A 26,299-nucleotide genomic window follows, 5' to 3' on the forward strand; every position below is an offset into this window, starting at 1 on the left:
CAAGATAGAACAAAACCAAACTTAAACGAACCAATATAGTGCATATTATCTTTTTTGACGGATTTTTTTGGCTTCCATTAAGTGCACCATGAATTCCAAAATGCCTACCTTGTTGTAATACAAGGAATTATTTGTCCGCACAGAATTCTGGCACAAGTTATGCTTACCAATTGTTTGATAAATAACTCGACAAATGGCGCTTTGTATTAAATATTAAAGCTCCCTTATACAACGAAAAATAATTTCGCTTTAACTACGACTGGAGAACAACTATGTCAAACAAGACCCTTGCCTTGATTGCTGAGCATGACGCGAAGTGGGTTGACCTTCGCTTTACCGATTTTAAAGGTAAAGAACAACACGTAACGATTCCAGCTATCACGGTAGACGAAGAGTTTTTCGAAAACGGCCAGATGTTTGATGGTTCATCAATCGCTGGCTGGAAAGGCATTAACGAATCAGACATGATCATGATGCCTCAGGACGATACTTCTATCATCGATCCTTTCACTGAAGAGTCCACAATTATCGTTCGTTGTAACATTATCGAACCTTCTACTATGCAAGGCTATGACCGTGACCCACGCTCTGTAGCACTTCGCGCTGAAGAGTTCCTTAAGTCAACAGGTCTTGGCGACACAGCTTTCTTTGGTCCAGAGCCAGAATTTTTCATCTTTGACGATGTTAAATGGAAAACAGACATGTCAGGTTCTTCTGTAGAGATCAACTCTGAAGAAGCAGCTTGGTCTTCAAACAAAAAATTTGAAGGCGGCAACATGGGCCACCGTCCTTTCGTAAAAGGCGGCTACTTCCCAGTACCACCAGTTGACTCTCATCATGATCTACGTGGTGCTATGTGTGGCGCTATGGAAACAATGGGCTTGGAAATTGAAGTTCATCACCACGAAGTAGCAACCGCTGGTCAGAACGAAATCGGTGCTAAATTTAACACTCTAGTTAAAAAAGCTGACGAAGTTCAAATCCTTAAATACTGCGTACATAACGTTGCTCACGCTTATGGCAAAACAGCGACTTTCATGCCTAAACCAATCGTTGGTGACAACGGTTCTGGTATGCACGTTCACCAATCTTTCTGGAAAGATGGCACGAACCAATTCGCTGGCGACCAATACGCTGGTCTATCTGAAATGGCTCTGTATTACATTGGTGGTATCATCAAGCACGCTAAAGCATTGAACGCGTTCACTAACGCTTCTACTAACTCTTACAAGCGTCTTGTTCCTGGTTTCGAAGCACCAGTTATGCTTGCATATTCTGCTCGTAACCGTTCAGCGTCTATCCGTATCCCATACGTTGCTAGCCCTAAAGGCAAGCGTATTGAAGCTCGTTTCCCTGATCCAACCGCTAACCCATACCTAGCGTTCGCTGCTATGTTGATGGCGGGTATCGACGGTATCAAAAACAAGATTCACCCTGGCGATGCAGCAGACAAAGATTTGTACGACCTTCCTGCTGAAGAAGCGTTGGCAATTCCTCAGGTTGCTGGCAGCCTAGAAGAAGCGCTTAAATGCCTAGACGAAGATCGTACCTTCTTGACTCAAGGCGGCGTGTTCTCTGAAGAGATGATCGATGCTTACATCGAACTTAAATCAGCTGAAGCACAACGTGTAGCAATGACAACTCACCCACTTGAGTTCGAACTTTACTACAGCGTTTAATACTTAAACCGCTAAATAAATACGAAAGCCTCGAACCAGTTCGAGGCTTTTTTTTCTCTAGTACTTTTTTATCTAGTACTTTCTTAGTCATTTTATTCCATGCTTTTTTTGCACAAAAAGAAACACCGTCGCCTGCATGCACTATAATTGTGCACTTAGTTTTTTTAGTTAATACAAAGGCCTTAATAAATAAGCTATCTCGGACTGCCCAATGTTGGTTCGCTTTTTGCAACAATTATTAAAGGAATCCATAAAAGCAGGAGTCAATAGAGAGGCACTGTCTGTGTATAGCTTATTAATAGACCATTTATCCACTGCGGTTGTTCAATTGAACGACAACCTTGAGATCGAGTATCTAAACCCAGCTGCCGAAATGTTGTTGGCGGTCAGCCGGCGCCGAATTTATGGCAATGACATTGGTGCTGCCTTTCGTGAAAACGAAGAAAGTATTCAGGCTCTTCATGCAGCGATTGAATCTGGCCATCCGTTTACTAAACGCGAGGCTGAAATAGAGTGCAGCAATAACAGGAAACTGTTTTGCGACTATACCGTCACACCTATTATGGGTACATCAAACGATACAGAAAGCCTCATTATTGAACTGTACCCACGGGATAGAATGAAGCGTATTTCGCAAGAAGACGAGATTATCGCAAACCATGAAAGCAGCAAAGAGCTGGTTCGTGGTCTAGCTCATGAAATTAAAAACCCATTAGGTGGCATTCGCGGAGCAGCGCAACTAATTAGTCGTGCTTTTACAGACGAAGCACTAAACGATTACACACAAGTCATTATTGAAGAGTCCGACCGATTGCGGGACCTTGTTGACCGTTTATTAGGTCCAAGACAATTACCCAAAAATAAGCCACTCAATATTCATAAGGTTATTGAGCGGGTTAGGCAGCTTATTTCGGTCGAAACGGACAATCAAGTTGAACTGATCCGAGATTACGACCCAAGTATTCCCGATTTAATCGGTGACGAATCTCAATTGATACAAGCATTATTAAATGTCACTAGAAACGCCATGCAAGCACTGATGGATGATGAAAACAATCGCCACAAAACCATTCAAATGGTGACTCGGGCCTTACGGCAATTCACCATTGGCTCTAAACGCCATCGCTTAGTGTGCAAAATCAGCATTATAGATAATGGCCCGGGCATACCTGACGGCATTCTTAAAACACTATTTTACCCCATGGTCAGCGGACGCGCCGATGGAACCGGTTTAGGCCTGTCCATCGCACAATCCGTTATTCATCAGCACCACGGCATTATTGAATGTAACAGTTACCCGAAAAAAACCGAATTTAATATATTAATCCCCATTGAGACGGCAGTCCAAGACCAGGAGAAACACTCATGACAGCAGAAGAAACCGTATGGATTGTTGATGACGATCGTTCTATTCGCTGGGTACTAGAAAAAACATTAGAACAAGAGGGAATCCAGTGTCGTTTATTTGATTCCGCCGAAAACCTAGTCAATATCATTGATAAAGAGCAACCTAGCGCCATCATCAGTGACATCCGTATGCCTGGCATGGACGGCTTAGAACTGCTCGAAAAACTGCAAAAAGATCATCCTTATTTACCTGTAATTATTATGACGGCGCACTCGGACCTTGAGAGCGCTGTTGCCTCTTACCAAGGTGGCGCCTTTGAATATTTACCTAAGCCTTTCGATGTAGAAGAAGCCGTCAGCTTGGTAAAGCGAGCCATGCTCCACCATCGTAATGCAAGACCAAGCACAGACAATATGGATATTGTAGAAGAGCCTGAGGTCGACAAAGAAATCATCGGCGAAGCTCCTGCAATGCAGGAAGTCTTCCGCGCCATTGGTCGCCTTGCGAATTCAAACATTACTGTCTTGATCAATGGCGAATCAGGAACAGGTAAAGAGCTGGTTGCACAAGCACTGCATACTCACAGCCCAAGAGCTGTGAACCCTTTTATCGCGCTAAACATGGCCGCTATTCCACATGATTTAATTGAATCCGAATTATTTGGTCATGAAAAAGGCGCGTTTACTGGTGCCAACACTCAACGCCGCGGCCGTTTTGAACAAGCCAATGGTGGCACGCTTTTCCTAGATGAGATCGGCGACATGCCAGCGGAAACACAAACTCGTTTATTACGCGTTTTAGCCGATGGTGAGTTTTATCGCGTTGGTGGTCACACACCTGTTAAAGTTGATGTTCGTATCATAGCTGCCACTCACCAAAACCTAGAGAACCTGGTGCAAAAAGGTTCATTCCGTGAAGATTTATTTCACCGCCTAAACGTTATCCGCATCCATCTACCTAAGCTTGCTGAGCGTCGTGAAGACATTCCAAAGCTTGCTCGTCACTTTTTAAGCCGCGCAGCGGAAGAGCTTGCAGTAGAACCAAAACAACTCAGCAAAGAAACCGAGAACTATCTCACACAGTTAGACTGGCCCGGCAACGTTCGTCAATTAGAGAACACTTGTCGTTGGCTAATTGTCATGGCTTCTGGTCGTGAAGTGTTAGTGGAAGACCTCCCTCCTGAGTTATTGGCAGCCGTTCCGCACGAGCAACCTTTTGCGTCATGGGAAGAAGCCCTTAAGAACTGGGTGGACAGCACATTGGCAACAGGCCAAAAAGGTATTCTTGATCAAGCGGTGCCAAAGTTTGAGCGCATTATGATAGAAACTGCGCTTGCACATACTGGCGGACGTCGACGTGATGCTTCCTTATTACTAGGCTGGGGACGCAACACTTTAACGCGTAAAATTAAAGAGCTGAATATCGATCACGCCGAGCAAGATGAAGACTAACTCTCAGCAATAAAAACGGCATCGATCAAGAAAATTTAATGCAGGCAAAACTATATGCAATTTGCCTGCATTAACTCAGCTTTCTACTATTTTGGGCTTGCTTTTACGGACACAATCCCCTACTAATTAAAGGCAACAATTTGTTTATTAATTAACGGGAAGCCAGCTATGTATCCAACACTTCAGTCCATGGGTATCACCAGCATTCAGGACATTGAAAAATTCACTTTGCGTTACGAAGGCGGACATGATGTTTTAAAAATCTATTACCGTCGCGAGAAAGGCTCATTGCTTCCAAAAAGCAAAAAATTCAAGTTTGGCCGCTCCACAAAAACCGTTTTAGCCGATGGTGGTCAACAAACTTACCGCCAAGTTCAAGAGCCTTCTCTGATCGTTTTACGAGCAATGGAAGAGCTAGAGCAAATTGTCGGTAAACAGCACGAAAGTAAAGCGACAAAAGCGGACTTGGTCAAAGAGTTAGAACATTTAGAAAAAGTTATGAACAGCAAAATCAGTGAAATCAAACATAAAATTGATTCTATGTAATAACAGAGTGTAAAAGCCTGTTAACGGGACTCTCTAGCAGGAACGTCTTTCTTTTGATCAAACAAGATTTTAGATCATTAATAGGAAGACGCACCTGCTGGCTCCCTTTCAAAAATCCCGCTACAATCCGATCTTCTTCGTTTTCCCATACACTTTTATAAGCTTATTTATATGCACCTTATAGCATCCGTTGAAGAACTTGCCGATATCATTAGACAAGGCGGTATTATCGCTTACCCAACTGAGGCAGTTTGGGGACTAGGCTGTGATCCATTTAATGAGTCTGCGGTTAAACGTATTTTAACGCTCAAATCTCGTCCTGAATCAAAAGGGCTTATTTTAGTGGCTGGCGCACAAGAGGAATTATCCCCTTGGTTGGCGACATTAGATCATAAAGCCGCACAGCGCCTAATCAGCCATAACGAGACCCCAACTTCTTGGGTCGTTCCTGATACGACGATCACGCCTAGCTGGGTTAGAGGCGAACACCAAAGTGTCGCCATACGCCTATCTCAACATAAGCCAGTACAACGTCTTTGTGCTGCTTTTAAAGGAGTGATTGTTTCTACTTCCGCGAACCCTGCTGGATTGGAACCCGCTATGAGTGCGCAAGAAGTACACTCGTATTTTGGTGAAAAGATAGATGCGATATTTGATGCATCACTAGGACAAGCCTCACAACCATCACAGGTTAGAGACATTTTGACGGATACGCTGTTTAGAGCATAAAGCCTTCCAACTAAATAAACCCTTGCTCAAACAGTCACTCAAACCGCTACATTCAGCGGACACCCTGTGTAAAAACGTTATTTTTATCCACATAAATAAAAAAAGCAGCGTTTCATTTTTTGTATAAATGAAGCGCCGCTTTTATATTTATTCTTTTAGTGGCCGCCTAAGTAGGCTTCACGAACTTCAGGGTTAACCAACAGCTCTTCGCCAGTTCCCGTCATACGTATCTCGCCATTCACCATCACATAACCACGGTTGGCCAGTTTTAGTGCGTGATTGGCATTTTGTTCGACCAAAAAGATCGTCATCCCTGTACTTGCAACGTCTTTCAGAATTTGAAAAATTTGCTTCACGATAATAGGAGCCAAACCTAAACTAGGTTCATCTAACAACAGTAATTTTGGACGACTCATCAAGGCTCGTGCAATAGCCAACATTTGCTGCTCGCCACCAGACATAGTGGAAGCACGCTGATTACGGCGCTCCAACAATCGTGGAAATAACCCAAACATATGTTGCATGTCTTCTTCAGCATGATCCATACCGATTGGAATAGTCCCCATCAGTAAATTCTCTTCCACGGACATGCTAGGAAAGATACGACGACCTTCTGGTGATTGGGCCAAACCATGGGAAGCCACATAGTGAGCCGATTTCTGCGAAATATCTTCACCACGATAAATAATTTCACCTGACGAGATACGCGGCTGTCCAAAAATAGACATCAACAAAGTCGACTTGCCCGCTCCATTCGCACCAATTAAGGTCACAATTTCGCCTTCCTCTACCGTCAGAGAGACCCCCTTCAAAGCTTGGATTGGGCCGTAATGCACGTCAACGTTTTTAAATTCCATTAATGTAGTCATAGCGTTACCTCCTCACCTTCTTCTGCACCAAGGTAAGCAGCAACCACCTTTGGATTACTCTTAATGTCCTCTGGACCACCTTTTGCAATAACCTCTCCATGATCCAGCACAACAATGTAATCAGAGATATCCATCACCATGCCCATATCATGCTCGATCAATAAAACCGTCGTATTATGCTCATCACGTAATACACGAATCATCTTGGTCAAGGCTTCTGTTTCTGACGGGTTCAAGCCTGCAGCCGGCTCGTCCAAGCAAACAATCTCAGGATTGGTACACATAGCACGAGCAATTTCTAAACGGCGCTGCTGACCATAAGAAAGCTCTCCAGCCAGGCGGTTAGCTGAATCCACCAGATCCACAACCCCTAACCAATAAAAGACGCGCTCTAAGGCTTCTTCTTCAGCTTTGCGATAAGCTTTCGTATCTAAGATACCAGCGATCAAGCTGCGATTAACTCGCATATGCTGAGCCACCAATAAATTTTCAACCACTGACATCTCTTTAAATAAGCGAATATTCTGAAATGTCCGAGATAAACCAGCGCGATTCACAAGGTGCGAACCACCAAACATTTTGTACTTAAGACGAGCAAAAAACGCGAAGGGAGAGAAAAAATCGGTCACTTGAAATGGTTCGCCAAGCACTTTAATAATGCTAGTCTCTTTACCACCCGCCGACAAAATGATTTTGCCGCCTGTCGCCTTATAAAAGCCTGTTAGGCAATTGAACACGGTTGTTTTACCTGCGCCATTTGGTCCAATCAAAGCCGACACGGAGCCGCGCTTAATGTCAAAGGTCACATCATTTAGCGCTTTAATACCACCAAAGTGCATCACCAAGTTTTCAACAGCTAAAATATTTTCTTGGCTCATTTCACCACCCCTTTTCTCGCAGCAAAACCTGTTCGAGTAACGCGAACAATACCTCGAGGTTTCCAAATCATCATCACCACCATCAGAATACCAAACATCAAGACACGATATTCTGCGAATTCCCTTAACATTTCAGGCAAAACGGTCAAACAGAAAGCAGCAATGACAACTCCCAACGTAGACCCCATACCACCAAGCACCACGATAGCCAGTATCAAAGCAGACTCAAAGAAGGTAAACGACGATGGGTTAACAAAGCCTTGATAAGTCGCAAAGAACACACCAGCTAAGCCCCCTGTCGATGCGCCTAACATAAACGCGGAAAGTTTGACCAATACATGGTTTAAACCTAATGAACGACAAGCGATTTCATCTTCACGAAGCGCTTCCCACGCACGACCAATTGGCATTTTCACCAAACGATGCTTGATAAAAAGTACAGCCCATACTACCGCGAACAATACGATATAAATGAACATATATTTATAAGCAGAATCATAAGGGATATTGAAAAACTCATGGAAGGTTTCGCCATCACGGGAGCGACGCTTAAATTCTAATCCGAAAAAAGTAGGCAATGGCGCAGAAACCCCATTTGGCCCATGAGTGAAAGATGCCCAGTTGGTCAGCACAAGACGTATTATTTCACCAAAACCCAACGTCACAATCGCCAGATAGTCGCCGTGCATTCGCAACACAGGAAAGCCCAATATTGCACCTGCAACCGCAGCCATTATTGCGGCAATTGGTAACATCGACCAGAAACCCAGCCCCAAATTTTCATAGCCTAACGCGAGCCCGTAAGCACCGATGGCATAAAAACCAACGAAACCTAAATCTAACAAGCCTGCCAATCCGACAACGATATTCAGACCAAGACCCAGCAAGACATAAATCAATCCTAGAATAATAACGGTTAGGATATATTTTGACGCTATAAACGGCACCAAAAGACCAATCACTATCACCAGGGGAATAACCCATACCATCTTAGACTTATGCCCAGGCGGAAGAACTTCTACGCCGTCATTGTTATTTGCATAACGAAACGCCATTGCTATGCCTTTTTCCGTCTGTAAAAAGCTAGATACAGCAAAACGTCCAATGGCGACAGCAGCGATCATCCAAGCCACTTTTCCAAACTCAGTATTAAAACCATAACCATCCAGCACAACACCGACGATTGGACCGAACAAGACCAACGCCATAAAACCAGCAATCAGGGCATCAATACTACTTTTCTTAAAATTTATTCCGACAGCTTGGCTCATTTATACTTTCTCCACTTCAGGTTTGCCGAGAAGGCCACTTGGGCGAACAATCAAAATGAGAACTAACAAAGAGAATGAGAATACATCTTTATAATCAGAACTAATCAACCCAGCAAACAAAGCTTCAGACAAGCCAAGAATAAGTCCACCTAACATAGCACCTGGTAAAGATCCGATACCGCCTAACACAGCCGCAGTAAAGGCTTTAATGCCAATGATAAAACCGACATAAAAATCAAAAGCGCCATAATCCAGAGTAACTAGTACGCCCGCTAATGCCGCCATAACGGCGCCAATAACAAAAACAGTAGAAATTACCTTGTCTGTATCTATGCCTAAAATAGACGCCATTTTTCGGTCTTGTTGAGTTGCACGACACATACGCCCCAGTTTGGTTTTTTGGATAACATAGGTAAGTATCCCCATCCCCAAAATAGAGATAAATAGAATCAACAGCTTCATATAGGTAATTTGCACAAAGCCATCACCGACATGAAAACGCAGAGCCCCTGTTAAAAGCGTCGGCACACCTTGTTGATTGGCACCCTGACTCAGCTGGACATAGTTTTGCAAAATCAAAGACATACCAATTGCAGAAATCAAAACAGATAACCGACTCGAACTACGCAGTGGGCGGTATGCAATACGCTCTATTACCCACCCATAAGCACCAGTGACGGCAACCGTTAGAAACAACGTGCCGACAAGAATAATAGGAAAAGATTCGATACCGAAAAAAGTTAAAAGAGCTAGAGCAATAGCGGTGATATAAGCTGACACCATATAAACATCGCCATGAGCGAAGTTAATCATGCCGATAATGCCATACACCATGGTGTAACCGATCGCAATGAGTCCGTAAACAGAACCAAGGGTAAGACCGTTTACCAGTTGCTGGAGAACGATATCCATCGTAAGACCTCGTGGGAATTTTTATAATATAGAGAGCATGTTTACCAGTACAATCCCTGTGCTGGTAAACATGTATCGGTTATTACGGGAGATGTAAGAACTAAATAAAATCAGTCTACAACGTGATATTTACCTTGAGCGTCCCACTCATACATAACGTAATCGGAAACGGTCAAATCACCTTTATCATCGAAGTCTTTCTTACCCATTACGGTATCTACAGAATGAGTTTTCAACCACTCGGCACCCTTGATTGGATCTAGGTTGTTATTAGATAAAGCCGCAACAGCAACTTGTGTCGCCGTATAAGAGTACAAGGTGTAACCTTCTGGCTCATAACCGCTATCACGGAATTCTTTGATGACTTTTTTGCCTGATGGGTAAGACGTTGGTGGCGCACCAAATGTCATCAATACACCATCTACATATTTCGGGGAGCCAGCAACAGATACAAACTCATCAGATACGATACCGTCACCTGAAATGAAGATTGCTTTAGAGCCTTGCTCACGCAACTGACGGACAAGAGGGCCTGCTTCAGAGTGAAGACCACCAAAATACACAACATCTGCATCTACTGAGCGAATCTTAGTAATCAAGGCATTGAAATCTTTTTCACCACGGGTCAGACCTTCGTACATCACTTCCTTCACGCCATAAGCGTTAAGTGTCGACTTCATAGCATCAGCAAGGCCTTTACCATAAGTATCTTTGTCATGAATCACGGCAACTCGTTGTGCTTTCAGTTTATCAACAATGTAGCTGGCAGCTACATCACCTTGCTGGTCATCACGACCACATACACGGAAAACGTTTGGCAAACCTTGGTCAGTAAGCGTTGGGTTGGTTGAGGCAGGGGTTACCATGATGACACCAGCTTCTTCATAAATTCGAGAAGCTGGGATAGAAGAAGATGAACAGAAGTGCCCAACAACAGCAAGAGCGCCATCAGAGTCTACCAAACGGTTGGCAACAGATACGGCTTGTTTAGGTTCACAAGCATCATCTGCTTTCACTAGTTTGATCATTTCGCCATTAACACCACCGGCAGCATTGATATCTGCAGCAGCCTTTTCGGCCCCTTTCCATAATTGCTCACCGAAAGCTGCATAAGCTCCCGTATGAGGACCAGCAACACCAATAACAACCTCAGCTTGAGCCAGTGTCGCAACACCCGCAACAGCAAGAGAAATTAATGTTTTTCTAACAACCGCATTTGACATAAGAAAAGCCTCTACTCGTTTTGTGTTTTATCGTTATTATTCAAAAGCAAGAAGCGTTCCAATAATTAAACCCTAAAGAAAAGGCATAAATAATGAAACTTTCACAGCAACTATTCAAAAATTGTGCATCTTTGTGATGCTACACAGTAATATCAGACTAAACTTTGGTCAATAGTAGTGCAGGCAAATAATGCAATTAGCTTAGATAAAAATCTACTCTTCCAAAAAAAAGCAAAATTAATCACTATATTTTTTAGATTTCTCGGTGTTTTATTCTGAAACAGAAAAAGCCCTGCACTAAGCGAGAGCAAAATAGGAAAGACAGGTATCGGTAGGCGTAATGACTTGAATGAAGTCATCACAAAGACAATAGTGACGTTATAATCTAGTACAAAAAAACAGCATGCGCATTGAAAAAAAGTCGGATTTTTTATCAAAAAACTCCGGCTCTATCAAAAAACATAAATATCTAACTTACTTACTAGGCGAAGAAGTAAGCAAATCAGATAATCGAACCAGACGCACACCATCCTGTTCTAAATTATTAAGACGCTTTTTCAGATAATCCATGGTTTCTGGATAAGGGTGACCTATAGCTAACGCACTGCCATGAAGCCTTGCTAGTTTTAACAATCGAGAGAACTGTTTATCAATCGCTTTTTCAGTACGAATATTGTCCAAAAAAACATCGCGGCTGACCGTTTCTAAGCCATGCTCTTGCGCCGTCTTTTTCGCCACGCTTTTAGGACTTGTTAGACTGTCGATAAAAAACAATGAACGACCTTTAAGGACCTCCATAACCCACTTCATTGAGTCCGCTTTAGTCGTTAACAAGCTTCCCATGTGATTGTTTACACCCTGTATACCAGGCAAACCGTCTAAATCTTTCGTCAATGTTTCTTTTAACTCTTGCTCAGTCATCTTGGCATACAGACCACCAGGCCCCAACTTCAACTCACGTTGATTTTCCATTGGCGCATGCAGCAAAGTAATACGTTTTTGTTTTTGTGCCGTTAATGCTGTTTGAGTCGCAAATGGCGTACTGGGCAAGATAGCCAACGCGACTTCAGTCGGTAATAACAAAGACGATTCCATACCATGACGGTTATAACCTAGATCATCAATCAAAATAGCAATACTTGGCATTTTAGGGTGAGCATCAACCGCTAATTTTTTGGCAGGTATCTTCTCTTGCTTAGCCTTTCGTCCTTTTGGACTGGGCTTTATAGAAGGTGAAGCCTCTTTCGTATGGGATTGAGCTGGTGCATCTAAGAAAGGTACAATCGTTGGTACCCAAGGCTTCACAGTATCAAACATTGGATGGCCAGCAGGTTCTGGCGAGTCAGTAACTACAGGGTGCTCTGACAGCTTCTCCTGTTCATTTTTTACAGTGGGCAAAACTGGCCCAAGGTGTTGTGGAAGAACCTCAGGCACCTCAAAAAAGGTTTCATTTTCTGTCTGCTCGCTTTGACCAGCCATGTCATTGGCAACACTCACTGACACATATTCAACACGATCTAACTCTGCCTCTGACGCGTTTGCTCCACCTAAAAGAACAAGCAAACTAAATATAACCACTACAAATTTATTGAAATCAAACAAGCGCGTTTTTACCAAAAATATATATGAAAAATGACATCACTACTTCTGAGCTAGCTTAGGTAGCGTCTTTAAAATAGTGACGGCTTGGAATAACTGAAAGTCTGTTTTTGCCAATTCACCAATATCAGACTTCACGTCAGCACTAGTACGTTCTTCTCCACCCGTTCCATTACCTAAGTGCCCTTTTAACTCAGCTTCTTTGACAAAAAATTGCCCTTTATCAAAAGTTAAAGTCGCTTGCGGAACAAGCAGATCAGGCGTAATACCTTGAGCTTGGATAGAGCGGCCATTTGGCGTGTAATATAAAGCGGTGGTTAGTTTCACTGCGTCCCCATTCGACAGGGGCACTACCGTTTGCACCGACCCTTTTCCAAACGATTCCGTTCCTAAAATGACGGCACGTTGATGGTCTTGCAAAGCACCAGCAACAATTTCAGAAGCGGATGCTGAACCTTCATTAATCAGCACGACAACTGGCACATGAGCAAATCGGGTATTTTTTTCTGTTGCCGTAAACTGACTTTTAGACAATTCATGACGACCATTTGTGTACACAATCATGCCTTTATCTATAAAAGCATCAACAACCCCAACGGCACTTTGCAAAACGCCGCCAGGGTTATTACGAAGATCTAAAACAACGCCCTGAATTTCACTTTCTTTATTAAGCTTATCAATAGCTTGGTAGAATTCTGACGCACTATCACCTTGGAACTGGCTAATTCGGAAATACGCAATACCGTCGCTTAACCATTTATCAGTAACACTTGTATCTTCTATAAGGCGACGTGTTAATTCATAGTTTTTCAACTCGCCATCACGCTCAATATCCAGGGTCACAGTCGAGCCTATCTCGCCACGCATCAATGTCACAATATCTTTCATTCCCAAATCGGTAATCAAAGTATTATCAATTTTTATGATGACATCGCCTGGTAAAATCCCGGCCTCCGCAGCCACGGACCCATCAACAGGCGTTACGATCGTTAGACGCTTATCTTTCATCTCAACTTCAACACCGATACCAGCATAATTTCCGGATGTCAGTTCATTAAAGTCGACTAATTCTTCTTTGGTAAAATACTCTGAGTGCGGATCAAGACCTGACACCATTCCTTTCAAGGCTTTATGAAGGATATCTTGATCGGACATGACCTCGACATAGCCTTCACGGATGGTCTCAAACGTTTCGACAAAAGACTGAATCTCAGCGGTAGGCAACTTAGATGCTTCTTTTGTATCGGCAGGAAGCTGCGCAGAAAAAGCAGGCGGAACCAATAGCACCATAAATATAAAGGAGACTCGTTTAAACAAAGTATTGATCATTTTTTTTCCTATAACCTTATTTACTGACCACAGGTTTTAGCGTGTAGTGTCATTATTACCCTGCGCTCACCCAAGAAAGTGGTTTTAATGGTGTACCATTATGTCGAATTGCAAAAAATAATGCAGGATCAGAACGACCACCAGTGCTACCAACCATAGCAATAGTATCGTTTGCCCCCACCCATTCACCAACTTCTTTAAGTAGGCTTTGGTTGTAACCATATAGTGACATGTAACCATCACCATGATCTAAAATAAGTAAAAACCCAAAGCCACGCATCCAGTCAGAAAAGACGACTCGTCCAGAGAATATGGCATGCACAGGCTCACCTTCTTTAGCACGTAAAGTAACACCACCTAGGTTAATACTGCCGTTGGATGATAATGCAGAGAGTGTTTTTAAAGGGCGAACCAATTTGCCACGTTGCGATGAAAAAGGCACATCTTGGTCTGGAATTTGTATGTCTGCCAGCGCTTCTTCTAAGCGCTGCAACATATCCTGTAGATTTTTCTGGTCTTGAACTAATTGCTTAGAACGCCGATCTCCTTTCGCCAAATCTTGATCTAATTTGGCTAATAAATTACGTCGATCAGCTTGCTGACTCGTTAGACGACTACGCTCTGCTTTTAATTCGATTTCTTCTTTGGCCTGCTGGGCCCTGTGACTGCGAATGCTTTTTTCAACCAGATTCAAATCACTCACCTCGGTCACAAAGCCATTGATAAGGGACTGTCTAGCATTGGAAAAATAGCGATTATATTGCACCAAACGCTGAGCTTCTTCGGAACTGTCACCGTTCAATAACAGCTTGATACTTTCTTCATTGCCGGAACGATAAACCGCCCTTAATTGGGCGGCTATTTGTTCATTTTGCTGTTGAATACTTAATTGAAGAGATCGCTGCTGTACTCTTAATTCTCCCAGCCGCTTCTCTCCTTTTTTTAAGCTTTCTTGAATATTCTGGATTTTTTTAAGCAGTTCTTGAATGTCTTTTTCTTTGACTTCTAACTGCTTTTCCACACCAGATCGTTCAGACTTTATCTCTTTCAACCAGCTATTAAGCTTTTGCAGATCTTTCTGTAAAGCCTGAATCTGTTGTTTTGCTTCCTCCGGTGTTTGTGGTTCACCTGCTGCCCAGCCAACGCTAGACAACAGAAACAAACTTAAGAGAAGGCAGCGGGATAATAAAATCATTCTTGCCTCATGCTCGTGTGAGTAAGCTCACACCCGTCATTTCGGCAGGTTTTTCCATTCCCATCATGTCTAATAGCGTAGGCGCAAGGTCACACAATGCCCCTTCTTTAATACCTAGGCCTTGAGTCGGAGAAAACAAAACTAAAGGCACAGGTCCAATTGTGTGTGACGTTAACGGCTGAGCACCATCATCGCTCAACATTTGTTCGACGTTACCATGGTCCGCTGTAATCAAGCATTGACCGCCATTCACTTTCAAAGCGTCAATAATTCGACCTAAACAAGCATCGACGGCTTCCACCGCCTGAACCGCGGCTTCAAAAATACCACTATGACCAACCATATCGCCGTTCGCAAAGTTACAGATAATAGTGTCGTATTTGCCCGCTTCGATCACTTCAACCAGCTTATCGGTGACTTCTGGCGCACTCATTTCTGGTTTCAAATCGTAAGTCGCTACATTCGGTGACGGGATCAACTCGCGCTCTTCCCCATCGAACAAAGCTTCTTCACCACCATTAAAGAAAAAGGTGACATGAGCGTATTTTTCAGTTTCAGCAATACGCAATTGTTTCTTATCGTGCTTCGCTAACACTTCACCCAAGGTGTTTTTTAACGCAACTGGAGGAAAGGCCACATCAGCCTTAATATCCGAGGCAAACTCGGTGAAGGTAACAAAGGCGGCCAGTTTTGGATAAACTGCACGCGTGAAACCATCAAAATCAGCGTCCGTGAAAGCGCGAGTTAATTGGCGCGCACGATCTGGACGAAAGTTAGCGAAGATAATCGCATCGCCATCTTGTACTGGCGCAGACTCACCAACAATAGTGGCTTTTACAAACTCGTCATTTTCGTCACGATCATAAGCAGCCTGAATAGCCGCTTCAGCCGTATCCGCTTGAAACTCACCCTTACCTAATACAATGGCATCGTAAGCCGTTTGCACACGATCCCAACGATTATCTCGGTCCATGGCAAAATAACGACCCGTTAAAGTCGCAATGGTACCTACACCTAACTCAGCCAATTTGGCTTCTAACTCAGCCGCTGGTGTTTTAGCAGAACGAGGTGGCGTATCACGGCCATCAGTAAAGCCATGAACATAAATCGCTTTCGCACCACGTTTTGCCGCTAATTCGCACATTGCCATGATCTGTTCATGATGACTATGAACACCACCATCAGACAGCAAACCTAAAATATGTACCGCTTTGCCTGCGCTTACCGCTTTATCAACCGCATTAACAAGGGCTGCATTTTCAAAAAATGAACCATCTTCAATTGCTTTGCCAATACGCGTAAAGTTTTGATAAACAACACGACCTGCACCTAAATTCATATGACCGACTTCGGAATTACCCATTTGACCTTCAGGTAAACCTACCGCGAGGCCAGATGTTTTAATTAAAGTATGAGGCCGACTATTCCACAGCGCATCCCAGTTAGGTGTGTTTGCTGCAGCAATAGCGTTGGATTTAGAGGTTTCGCTGTATCCCCATCCATCAAGAATAAAGAGTGCTGTGGTTTTTTTGTTCATGTTAATCTATCCCGTAAATTGATCATGATTATGCCTCGATACTATCACAGGCTTGTAATTCAGTTACAGACTAGCTTGTCTATTAAGACTATTAATTTCGCTAATAGAGAACCTTTCATCCCCCTACGTTCGCCAATATTTTGTTAATAAAGCTTCTAATTGGGAACTAGCGACTCATCTCGCTTTGCCAACAACCAATCACGGAAAACCACCACTTGCTCAAGATCAGCCTTGTCAGCAGGGTGAGACAAAAGATACTCATGAGGTGTCGCAACCGCTTTACCGAACGGCGCCACCAGCTCGCCATTTTGCAAACTACGTTCCGCCAGTATCGTTGGCATAATGGCAATGCCCATGCTGTTCTTCGCCGCTTCAAGCAGCATATGAAAATGCGCAAAAGAAGCACCTGCAAAAGAACCGCTTTCGAGCCCTTGTGCTACCATCCAGTCTGGCCACGCATTGATACGTGACGATAAATGCAAGAAAGGGAACAAAGTCACGTCTTCGACCTTCCACGCATCCAATTTTTTGTCATCGATACGCGCTAATAATGCAGGGGAGCACACCGCCATCACACTTTCTTTCATTAGCTGATGCGAAATAGCGCGAGGCCAGTGGTCGCCACCATAATGTAGAATAATATCAATGCTTTCAGGGTCTATCTTCGCGGCATCATCTAAGGACCGCACTTTAATCTGAAACTGTGGGTGAGCGGCTTGAAATTCTGCAAGAAGCGGCATCAACCAGTAAGATGCCAAGGTGGGCAAAGCTGAAATGGTTAGCGTGGTTTTTTCATCCTCTCGATGCAACATGCGTAAACACGCGTTTTCCATGCCATCCAATAACGGCACCACCTCTTTGTAATAGGCTGCACCAGTTCCGGTTAATACCAGTCGTTTATTGAGACGTATAAATAAATCACGCGACAAAAACTCTTCGAGATTTCGAATCTGTCGGCTTACAGCACTTTGGGTAAGGTGTAACTCTTCCGCCGCTTTGGTAAAGCTCAGGTGCCTTACCGAAGCCTCGAAGCACTTCAACGCGGTTGACGATGGGATATAACGGCGCATGTAGGCGTTACTCATTTACATAAATAAAAAAACAAAAAAAGAAAGTAAAACAGGAAGGTAATAACTGTATCCTATATCCCTCATATTCCCAACCCGTAAAATAAAAAACGCACCATAAGGATGCGTTTTAGTATGACAATTATTCGCAGTAAACTTGCTTTACCACCAAACTAACCGAAACATTTACCATGTAGCGAACGAAGCAAAGACAAATGATGTAGCGAGCGAAGCCAAGACGAGGCAAAAACAGACGAGAGAGCGGAGTTTATAGGTTATAAATGAGCATTTTGAGTCTGTTTTTAACAAAGTATTAGCGAGCGCAGTAATCATTCTAATCCAAAGCATGCGACTGCTGCCCAATATGATAAGTATGGGCACCCACCTCATAAAACAGACGTTTCAATTCACGAAACGAAATATCACTCAGCACGCTAGTAGGAATAGACAAGCTCTCCCTACGTCCCGACAACCATTCAGCCAGCTCAGCACCAACTACAGTGCCTGGACCAATACCTCGTCCACTGTAGCCTGCCACACTAAACAAACCTTTTTGTAACTGCTGGCAATGGGGTAAATGATCTTCGCTGTAGGCAATTTTACCCGTCCAACAATAATCCCATTCAACCTTACTTAAAATTGGAAACAATTCGCTGACTCGCTGAGTTGCCCAATTCGATAACACACTGCCTTCACCACCCATACCACCGAACACAAAACGGCCTTGTTTATCCAAACGAAAGGAACTCATTACGGTACAAGTATCCCAAACGCCTTCTTTATTTGGTAACACACTGGCTAATTGAGCATCGCTAAGTGGTTTCGTGGCCAATTGAGAATAAAAGATTGGCACAAATTTACGCGCTTGTTCTTTCACACCAAATTCACTGTAAGCATTAGTCGCGAGAATCACTTTTTCAGCATGTACCTGACCTTTTTCAGTATGCAAAACCCAACCGTTTTCGGCTGGCTCGATTTTACTCACCGGCGATTGGTCAAAAAGTTTAGCACCCTCTGTTAAGGCAGCATGAGCCAGTCCACGGGCATAGGCCAAAGGTTGAATAGTGCCCGCTCTTGGATCAAACAGAGCTGAGTTGAATTTACTAGAGCCAATACGAGCTTGCGCGTCCGCAGCATCAAGTAACTGCACTGGCGCACCACGCCGCTTCATTTGTTCATAACGACGCTGCAACTGAGCTAAGCCATTTTTGCCCACACCGGCATGCAAGGTACCATTACGAACCGGCTCGCACTGAATGCCGTATTCGTTAATCAAGCCATAGACAAAATCAGGCGCTGCCGCCAACGCCTTGTACATTACGCTTCCCGCTTCTGCTCCGATGGTTTTATCTAGCTGGTCGGGTTCTAGCCAAACACCCGCGTTCGCCAAACCAACGTTTCGACCAGAGCCTCCAAAGCCAATCTCTTGCGCTTCAACCACGACAACAGAGACGCCAGATTTTGCCAAGTGCAAAGCAGCAGAAAGACCTGTAAAGCCCGCACCGACAACAACCACTTCGACATCAACACGCCCTTCAAGAGGCGCCAATACTGGTGCATCTTGAGAACTGACACGCCATAAAGAATTGCAGATTTGATCAGACATAAAGTGACCTCATAGGACATTGGTCGTACCTATCGCCAAAACTAAACAGGCGAGAGAATCTCGCCTGTTATTTCTCAATTAAACGCATTCGCTATCATTAATGAGCACTAAGAAAAGCCTATTCGAACACAATCCCCTGTGCCAATGGCAAATCTCCGCCATAGTTCACGGTATTTGTGGTACGACGCATGTAGTTTCTCCAAGCATCAGAACCGGACTCACGACCACCGCCTGTTTCTTTTTCGCCACCGAACGCACCACCAATCTCGGCACCAGATGTACCAATGTTAACGTTGGCAATACCACAGTCAGAGCCTGCTGGAGACATAAACATTTCCGCCTCACGCATGCTTTCCGTAAATACCGCAGAAGACAAACCTTGTGGCACTTCGTTTTGAATTTCAATCGCTTCTTCAAACGTTTTATAAGTCAAAACATACATAATCGGCGCAAAGGTTTCTTCATGAACAATTGGCGCATCATGAGCAATACGAACAATCGCAGGACGAACGTAAAAACCGCCAGCAGGAACGCCTTCTGTCACACGATCGCCACCGCAAATGATTTCGCCACCTTGTTTTTTCGCCGTTTCTAGAGCCGCTTGCATACGATCAAAGCTGCCTTCGTCAATTAGTGGCCCAACCAAGTTACCTTCTATTATCGGACTACCAACACGCAATGACCCGTAAGATTTCGCCAAACGCTCAACCAAGCCATCAACAACCGATTCATGTGTGATCAAGCGGCGTAATGTTGTGCAACGCTGACCAGCTGTGCCTGCCGCAGAGAAAACGATCGCACGTAACGCAAGGTCTAGATCCGCCGTATCCGAAACAATCATCGCATTGTTACCGCCAAGCTCTAACAAAGAGCGACCTAAACGGCCTGCGACTGTTTTCGCCACCGCGCGGCCCATTGCGGTAGAGCCTGTTGCTGACACCAATGGAAAGGTCTCACTCGCTGCAATTGCTTCACCAAGATCACGGTCACCAATCATCACAGAGACGGCGGCTTTCGGGATATCTGGCATATCCGCAATAACGTTTTGCGCAATTTGATACATAGCTAAAGCACACAGAGGCGCTTTCTCAGAAGGTTTTAGTAGAATTGGATCTCCACAAACAAGCCCCAACATTGCATTCCAAGCCCAAACGGCCATAGGAAAGTTAAACGCCGTAATAACCGCAACTGGGCCTAGCGGATGCCATTGCTCCATCATGCGATGACCTGGGCGCTCAGACACAATAGACAAACCATGTAACATACGTGATTGACCAACGGCAAAATCACATACATCAATCCATTCTTGCACTTCACCCAAGGCTTCAGGGACAATTTTCCCCGCTTCCAAAGAGATAACTTGCGCCAATTCATTTTTGTACTTACGCGCTTCTTCACCTATACGACGGACTAACTCACCACGACGTGGTGCAGGAATCGTACGCAATGTTTTAAACGCGTCTTCTAGTTCAGCGTTCACCTTATCCAACTGTGCAGGCGTTGCATTATTAAAAGTAGATAGCATCGCACCATCGATTGGGCTATGGGCGGAAAAACGACTGCCTTCTCCCAACGTAAGGGTATTACCTGTTAAGACGCTGTAAAAAGTATCGCCTTGTTTCAGGCTGTTCACGCCCAGTGTTTCTAAGCAAGTAAGTGACATAGTAACCTCTAAATTTTATGTAATAAGTGGTACAAGAATGTCTTCACCTTAACCAGCCTAGATCAGAATGAGAAATACCGTTTTCCTGACAGTGGTCTAGTTTTTTCCTATGGCTAGATAATCTCTCTATAGGTATATTTAGAAAGAAGCACGTCATCCACATATTAATAGAGTCATTTTTTAAAGAGCATACCGATGGACATTCGATCATTACGCTATTTTATTGCTGTTTACGAAGAACGTAGCCTAAGCGCCGCCGCCAAGCGTTGCTTTGTAGCGCAACCGTCAATATCGACAACGGTCGCGCAACTAGAAGATGACTTGGGTACAAAACTCTTTGTTCGTCATTCAAAAGGCGTGTCACCCACTGACAGCGGCTCACAACTGTATCCGCATGCCTGCAAAATGGTCAGTGACCTCAGCGCCATGCGCAGCCTATTTATCGACACACCCGCACCGCTCGCCCTGTCGATTTCTTTGACGCCTTTTTTATCTGGCGCGTTGATTAGCCAAGTAATCAAGACCATGCTCGATGAAGTTCACGGGCTCACCTTAAAGCTTGTCGATGAATCAGAAAGTGCCGATCTGCGTTTTACTTGCCAACGCTACACCAGCGAAGAAGATGTATTTTATCCCCTTTGGGAAGATGATTATGTCATCGCTATGCCTCTGGACCATTGGTTGGCCGATTTCCCCTCGCTGTCTCTCAAGCAAATAGACAAACAACCTTTCATTTCTCGAACACCATGCGATATTTTGGAATCTTGGAACTACTTACTGCAAAAACAAGAACTCACCACAGATGTTCGTGCTCAAGTAAAAACAGAAGAATACGCGTTAGATTTAGTCGCCGCTGGCTTAGGTATTTCATTGATCCCTGAACATTCCTCCCGAGGCCGTAGCGACCTGTGTTTACGCCCCTTGAACGATGTAAAATTAAAACGCGTCGTCGGTTTGGCGCATCAAAAAACGCACAGTTTCCCAGCCCATCTCATTAATACGATCCTGACCGCTAAACAGCAATTATTGATAAATAAAAGTCCGACGGACGCCAAGCTCGCATAACTTTTATGCATCACAACGTGCGTTTTTACCTTTTGCAACTACCCTAGACTGTGAACTAGAGTGGATCATCTTTTTTAGAATGTCAGCTAGATCAGCTAGATCAGCCAACGTAGGAGTTTTACTAATGAAACCGACCGATTTTTTCGCATCCTTGTGGGATCACTACACAAACGTCACTCCACAGGCTCAGCGTATCCAGCAATTATTTAAAAGTCATGGCGAAAAGGTTCTGAATGATCACGTGGCTTTTCGTACTTTTAACAACTCACCAATCTCATTAGAAAAGCTTGAACCACAACTAGAAGCTATTGGTTACAAAGCCTATGGGGCGTTTCTTTTCGAGAGCAAACACCTAAAAGCTCGCTGCTACAAACACCAAACGGATGCCGATTCTCCAAAAGTATTCTTATCTGAACTATTAGTTGAAGAGCTGCCAGCAGATTGCCAAGATATTATTGGCAAATACATTGCTCAAATCCCTGCGGATGCAGTACAAACACCCGCTATTTTTTGGGCGGGTAAGCTATGGGAAACGCCAACAGAAGCAGAGTATCTCGCTCTTGCCGCGCATAGTGAATACGCAGCTTGGTTATCGACCATGGGGTTACAAGCGAATCATTTCACCGTCAGTATCAATCATTTGACAAAATTCCCAACGATTGAAGAAGTGAACACCTTACTGCAAAACGAAGGTTACGCGCTAAACCAAGTTGGCGGTTTAATCAAAGGTTCTCCGGAATCTTGCTTAGAGCAATCTTCCACGATGGCCGATAAGGTCGACTACACTTTTGCCGATGGTAAGCAAAAAACCATTCCAAGCTGTTTTTATGAATTTGCCCGCCGTCACACCATGCCTGACGGCGTGCTATTCGACAGTTTTATCGAAGGAAACGCCGATAAAATATTTGATTCCACCAGCGCGAAGTAACCCATTAGTAAATTCCCCTAACGAGCCTAAATGGCTCGTTTTGTTTTTCCCAGCAGCACTATCGTCTCTTTGTCATATTGTTATGATAAACCCTGTTAACAAAGCTTAGGGATAGCAAGTATGGCCGTAGTAATCGCACAAAGCTTTCTGAGAGTCTGTACCGATTCCACCGTCCGTGTATAATGCTCGCAGTTTAAATATGGGCCTTACGATTATGATGAATCAACTTATTGAATTTTCTATCAACCACTGGGAAATGGTCGCTGTCTTCTTAGCGATTCTTGCCACACTACTTTTTGTTGAAAGCAAAGGCGGCGCACAAGGGCTTACACCTTCTGCTGCAACCAACCTAATGAACAGCGAAGACGCTGTTGTTGTCGATATCCGTCCAGAGAAAGAATTCAGCACCGGTCACATTACAGGCGCACTAAATATTCCTGCGACCAAGATGAAAGACAACCTGAACCGCCTTGAGAAACACAAAGACGCCCCTATTATCATAGTTTGCAAATCTGGTGTAACGTCTGGCCCAAGCGCTAAAGACCTTAAGAAAGCTGGTTTTGGTAAAGTTTACAAACTACAAGGTGGCATTGCAGAATGGCAATCATCTAACCTGCCACTTGTTAAAGGATAAGAGAATAATTATGGCTACTGTCACTATCTACTCGAGCGATTACTGTCCATTTTGCGTTAGAGCAAAGCAATTGTTAACGGCAAAAAATGCGGCCTTTAACGAAATCCGCGTGGACGGAGAACGTGAATTACGACAAGAAATGATGCAAAAAAGTGGCCGCCACACTGTTCCGCAAATTTGGATTGGTGAAAAACATGTTGGTGGATGCGACGATCTCTATGCCCTTGAACGTGAACAAAAGCTGGATGCCTTACTGTCACAGTAGTAAAAGCAACCAAGTAATCACACGGTATATATGAACGATGCCCTCATCGCTTTTATAAATTATTAAAAAAAGGAACTAAGATGTCCGATACAGCTGAAACACCAGAAGCGCAAACACAAGAAGCGCAAGCGCCACAACTTTCTATGCAGCGCGTATTTTTGAAAGATATTTCTTTTGAATCTCCTCGCTCTCCAATGATTTTCCAAGAAGAATGGAAACCAGAAGTGGGCTTAGAACTAAACACAAAAAGCCGTCAAGTTGGTGAAAGTGTTTACGAAGTGGTATTAGAAATTACCGTTACTGTAAAAAATGGCACAGAAACTGGCTATTTAGTCCAAGTTCAACAGGGTGGTTTGTTCGTTATTTCTGGTCTTGATGACCAGCAATTACATCACGCTTTGGGTGCTTTTTGTCCTGCTACCTTGTTCCCATACGCACGCGAAAACATCGATGCAATTGTGGTAAAAGGCAGCTTCCCAGCGATCATGCTGGCACCAATCAACTTTGACGCGCTTTATATCGAAAGTCTGCAAAAGCAACAGGCTGAGACAACTCAATAAAACATTGAGTAATAAAAGTCATTCGAGTTAGAAAAGGAGGCCACGTGTCTCCTTTTTTATTGCATAATAGTGGCCTGCAATCGATTTTTTAGTGTCATCAGTCAACATGGAAACTGTGATGAAAAAGAAAAAAAAGCCTTGCCCAAATTGTCTTAAAGCACGCTGGTTAATCCTTTACCTCGCTTGTTTCGCATTATTTTCCCTTCTGTTTGCTAATCAGTTTTTAGATAAAGGAATGTAAAGTGAAGTGGACATTTATTTGGCTAAGTATTTTCTTGCTGGCTGGTTGTGCAACCTACAAACAAGATATTGAAGAAGGTCTAAACCTCGCCAAAGAAGGCGAATGGAAAGCCGCTGAAAACAAACTAGACGAGGCATTAAACAACTCACAAGATCAGCTGCTCTATTATATGGAAACTGGGGCTCTTGCCCAAAACCAAGGAGACTTTGAACGCAGCAACACATTACTAGAACAAGCAGAACGCTTAAGCGATACCTTCTTTCCTAATAATTTTTCGAATCGCTCTTGGGCTTTACTAAGCAACCCAAGACAAGGTGACTATCGCGGTAGCGGCCTAGAGCGCGTGTATATCAGCTATCTAAAGTCTCTGAACTATCTTGCTCTGGCTGAGCAAGAGAAGAATATATCTAAAAAACGTCAGCTGAATGATGCGGCCTTGGTCGAAGTACGCCGCATTGATATCAAGCTCAATGAAATTCGCGCACAAACTCCTAGCTATCAAGACCTTAATGCCAAAGAAAACCAAGCCTTTTACATGAAGGCATTAAACTGGTTAGGCGACTTTTATACGGGTGGACGTGACACCGATAAGTTCCTTTACCGTGATGATGCTTGGGCTCGTTACTTGACTGGACTGCAATACGAAATCGATGGCGAGTTTGACGATGCACGTATCAGCTATGAAAAAGCCGCTAACTTGTACTCAGACGGCTATGCAAAACAATACGCGTTGCCAAGCATGACGGCAGAACGTGCTTGGTTAGACGCGATTCGTATGATGCAGAAAGGCGGTTTTAGCCAAAATGAAATCCAACAAAAGATAGATGCCAAACTATCTAATGAGATGCAAGAAACACTCAAGCAATACCATAAAGGCGATGCCGAATTGGTCGTTCTAGAACACCAAGGTTTTATCCCAGATAAAAGCGAAATGACCTTATTGCTGTATGCAGACCCACGCGCTTATTCCCTGGTATTAGAACCATTACACGGCGGTGGAAGAATTGAAGCAAACGACGCCTTCCGCTGGTTTACCATGGTCTATGCCGATATTAATCCGCTCAACCTGATTGCCAATTATAAAGCAGGTGGCGCATGGGGAACGTTTTCAGGCCTGTTCACGAAACGAGTCATTCTCGGACGCCCCGTTTGGCAGCAGCTTAGCGACATTAAAGTAGACAAGTTACTAACAGAGCAAACCATACGTGTAACAGTGCCTTATTATCGTCGCTTCACTTTGGATCAACATCAGCCAACATTGCAAGTAAATAACCCAACTATCACGCCTTTTAATAAAAGCTTAAGAATGGCCTCTCTCGCCGACATTGCCTTTCAGGAGCAACTAGCGCAAGCCCAACGCGATATCTATGAAGGCCTCGTTAGAGAACTATTGCGCAGCTGGTTAGCCTATCAAGTATCATCCAATGTGAAAGACCAAAACGCGGCATTGCTGTTCAATCTGATTGGACAAGTCGCGGTATTTGCCTCATCAGCTTCAGATACTCGAAACTGGCTGACGTTACCAGCACAAGTAAGACTGACCCGTGAACCTTTACCACCAGGCGAGTATAACCCCGACTATAAGGTGAATAAAAAAGCCTTCTCTCTTGGCAAGGTCAACCTAGAAGCTAATAAAATTAAACTTTGGAATCTACGCAACCCCTATTAAATTGATTACACTAACGGCTTGGCATCAGGCTAAAA

23 protein-coding genes are annotated in these 26,299 nt (G+C 43.9%); 11 read left to right on the top strand and 12 right to left on the bottom strand.

The window, feature by feature from the left end:
- The first annotated feature begins 272 nt into the window (after positions 1–272).
- The 5 genes from glnA (at position 273) to tsaC (ending at position 5,753) form a co-directional block, all read left to right on the top strand.
- Positions 273–1,679: a glutamate--ammonia ligase gene (gene glnA / locus DFP80_RS13640; protein WP_113917366.1), complete on the top strand. Its 1,407-nt coding sequence runs from the start codon at positions 273–275 to the stop codon at positions 1,677–1,679.
- A 283-nt stretch (positions 1,680–1,962) separates the two neighbouring features.
- The gene (glnL, locus tag DFP80_RS13645; RefSeq protein WP_113917544.1) at positions 1,963–3,048 is read left to right on the top strand and encodes a nitrogen regulation protein NR(II); all 1,086 of its coding nucleotides are present in this window, start codon (positions 1,963–1,965) and stop codon (positions 3,046–3,048) included.
- On the top strand, positions 3,045–4,478 hold the full coding sequence (gene ntrC, locus DFP80_RS13650) for a nitrogen regulation protein NR(I) (RefSeq protein WP_113917367.1): 1,434 nt from the start codon (positions 3,045–3,047) through the stop codon (positions 4,476–4,478). Before glnL ends, ntrC begins: the two co-directional genes overlap by 4 nt.
- A gap of 168 nt (positions 4,479–4,646) precedes the next feature.
- The gene (locus DFP80_RS13655; RefSeq protein WP_113917368.1) at positions 4,647–5,024 is read left to right on the top strand and encodes a DUF3461 family protein; all 378 of its coding nucleotides are present in this window, start codon (positions 4,647–4,649) and stop codon (positions 5,022–5,024) included.
- A gap of 171 nt (positions 5,025–5,195) precedes the next feature.
- A complete protein-coding gene (gene tsaC, locus DFP80_RS13660; protein ID WP_113917369.1) occupies positions 5,196–5,753 on the top strand; it encodes an L-threonylcarbamoyladenylate synthase type 1 TsaC in 558 nt (185 codons plus the stop codon).
- A 155-nt stretch (positions 5,754–5,908) separates the two neighbouring features.
- On the opposite strand, the gene DFP80_RS13665 is transcribed toward tsaC, so the two are convergent.
- The 12 genes from DFP80_RS13665 to amaB all read right to left on the bottom strand — a co-directional run bounded on the left by DFP80_RS13665 (position 5,909) and on the right by amaB (position 20,902).
- Positions 5,909–6,622: an ABC transporter ATP-binding protein gene (locus DFP80_RS13665; RefSeq protein WP_113917370.1), complete on the bottom strand. Its 714-nt coding sequence runs from the start codon at positions 6,620–6,622 to the stop codon at positions 5,909–5,911.
- Positions 6,619–7,500: an ABC transporter ATP-binding protein gene (locus DFP80_RS13670; protein ID WP_113917371.1), complete on the bottom strand. Its 882-nt coding sequence runs from the start codon at positions 7,498–7,500 to the stop codon at positions 6,619–6,621. The genes DFP80_RS13665 and DFP80_RS13670 overlap by 4 nt, the downstream gene beginning before the upstream one ends.
- Complete coding sequence (livM, locus tag DFP80_RS13675) at positions 7,497–8,771, bottom strand: high-affinity branched-chain amino acid ABC transporter permease LivM (RefSeq protein WP_113917372.1); 1,275 nt, start codon at positions 8,769–8,771, stop codon at positions 7,497–7,499. Before livM ends, DFP80_RS13670 begins: the two co-directional genes overlap by 4 nt.
- Entirely contained in the window at positions 8,772–9,683 is a 912-nt protein-coding gene (locus tag DFP80_RS13680; RefSeq protein ID WP_113917373.1) for an ABC transporter permease subunit, read from the bottom strand.
- Positions 9,684–9,793: 110 nt separating this feature from the next.
- Entirely contained in the window at positions 9,794–10,906 is a 1,113-nt protein-coding gene (locus DFP80_RS13685) for a branched-chain amino acid ABC transporter substrate-binding protein (RefSeq protein ID WP_113917374.1), read from the bottom strand.
- Positions 10,907–11,380: 474 nt separating this feature from the next.
- A complete protein-coding gene (locus DFP80_RS20905) occupies positions 11,381–12,469 on the bottom strand; it encodes a divergent polysaccharide deacetylase family protein (protein ID WP_241560273.1) in 1,089 nt (362 codons plus the stop codon).
- 78 nt (positions 12,470–12,547) lie between these two features.
- On the bottom strand, positions 12,548–13,834 hold the full coding sequence (locus DFP80_RS13695; RefSeq protein WP_113917375.1) for a S41 family peptidase: 1,287 nt from the start codon (positions 13,832–13,834) through the stop codon (positions 12,548–12,550).
- 55 nt (positions 13,835–13,889) lie between these two features.
- Entirely contained in the window at positions 13,890–15,029 is a 1,140-nt protein-coding gene (locus DFP80_RS13700) for a murein hydrolase activator EnvC family protein (protein ID WP_113917376.1), read from the bottom strand.
- A 7-nt stretch (positions 15,030–15,036) separates the two neighbouring features.
- Positions 15,037–16,566 carry a 2,3-bisphosphoglycerate-independent phosphoglycerate mutase gene (gpmI, locus tag DFP80_RS13705; protein WP_113917377.1) on the bottom strand — a complete coding sequence of 510 codons (1,530 nt, stop codon included), beginning with the start codon at positions 16,564–16,566 and terminating at the stop codon, positions 15,037–15,039.
- A gap of 155 nt (positions 16,567–16,721) precedes the next feature.
- A complete protein-coding gene (locus DFP80_RS13710; protein ID WP_113917378.1) occupies positions 16,722–17,636 on the bottom strand; it encodes a LysR substrate-binding domain-containing protein in 915 nt (304 codons plus the stop codon).
- Between the two features lie 331 nt (positions 17,637–17,967).
- Positions 17,968–19,239 carry an NAD(P)/FAD-dependent oxidoreductase gene (locus DFP80_RS13715; protein WP_113917379.1) on the bottom strand — a complete coding sequence of 424 codons (1,272 nt, stop codon included), beginning with the start codon at positions 19,237–19,239 and terminating at the stop codon, positions 17,968–17,970.
- 118 nt (positions 19,240–19,357) lie between these two features.
- The gene (gene amaB, locus DFP80_RS13720) at positions 19,358–20,902 is read right to left on the bottom strand and encodes an L-piperidine-6-carboxylate dehydrogenase (protein ID WP_113917380.1); all 1,545 of its coding nucleotides are present in this window, start codon (positions 20,900–20,902) and stop codon (positions 19,358–19,360) included.
- 195 nt (positions 20,903–21,097) lie between these two features.
- On the opposite strand from amaB, the gene DFP80_RS13725 reads away from it, so the two are divergent.
- The 6 genes from DFP80_RS13725 (at position 21,098) to DFP80_RS13750 (ending at position 26,264) form a co-directional block, all read left to right on the top strand.
- Positions 21,098–21,967 (top strand): LysR family transcriptional regulator, encoded by an 870-nt coding sequence (locus DFP80_RS13725; protein ID WP_113917381.1) that lies wholly within the window; start codon positions 21,098–21,100, stop codon positions 21,965–21,967.
- A 124-nt stretch (positions 21,968–22,091) separates the two neighbouring features.
- The gene (locus tag DFP80_RS13730; RefSeq protein WP_113917382.1) at positions 22,092–22,895 is read left to right on the top strand and encodes a DUF1338 domain-containing protein; all 804 of its coding nucleotides are present in this window, start codon (positions 22,092–22,094) and stop codon (positions 22,893–22,895) included.
- 214 nt (positions 22,896–23,109) lie between these two features.
- Complete coding sequence (locus DFP80_RS13735; protein ID WP_309472359.1) at positions 23,110–23,529, top strand: rhodanese-like domain-containing protein; 420 nt, start codon at positions 23,110–23,112, stop codon at positions 23,527–23,529.
- 10 nt (positions 23,530–23,539) lie between these two features.
- Positions 23,540–23,794 carry a glutaredoxin 3 gene (grxC, locus tag DFP80_RS13740; RefSeq protein WP_113917383.1) on the top strand — a complete coding sequence of 85 codons (255 nt, stop codon included), beginning with the start codon at positions 23,540–23,542 and terminating at the stop codon, positions 23,792–23,794.
- A gap of 80 nt (positions 23,795–23,874) precedes the next feature.
- Entirely contained in the window at positions 23,875–24,354 is a 480-nt protein-coding gene (gene secB / locus DFP80_RS13745) for a protein-export chaperone SecB (RefSeq protein ID WP_113917384.1), read from the top strand.
- Positions 24,355–24,596: 242 nt separating this feature from the next.
- Entirely contained in the window at positions 24,597–26,264 is a 1,668-nt protein-coding gene (locus DFP80_RS13750; protein WP_113917385.1) for a COG3014 family protein, read from the top strand.
- Positions 26,265–26,299 lie beyond the last annotated feature (35 nt).

The organism is Marinomonas rhizomae (assembly GCF_003315485.1).
GTDB lineage: Bacteria > Pseudomonadota > Gammaproteobacteria > Pseudomonadales > Marinomonadaceae > Marinomonas > Marinomonas rhizomae.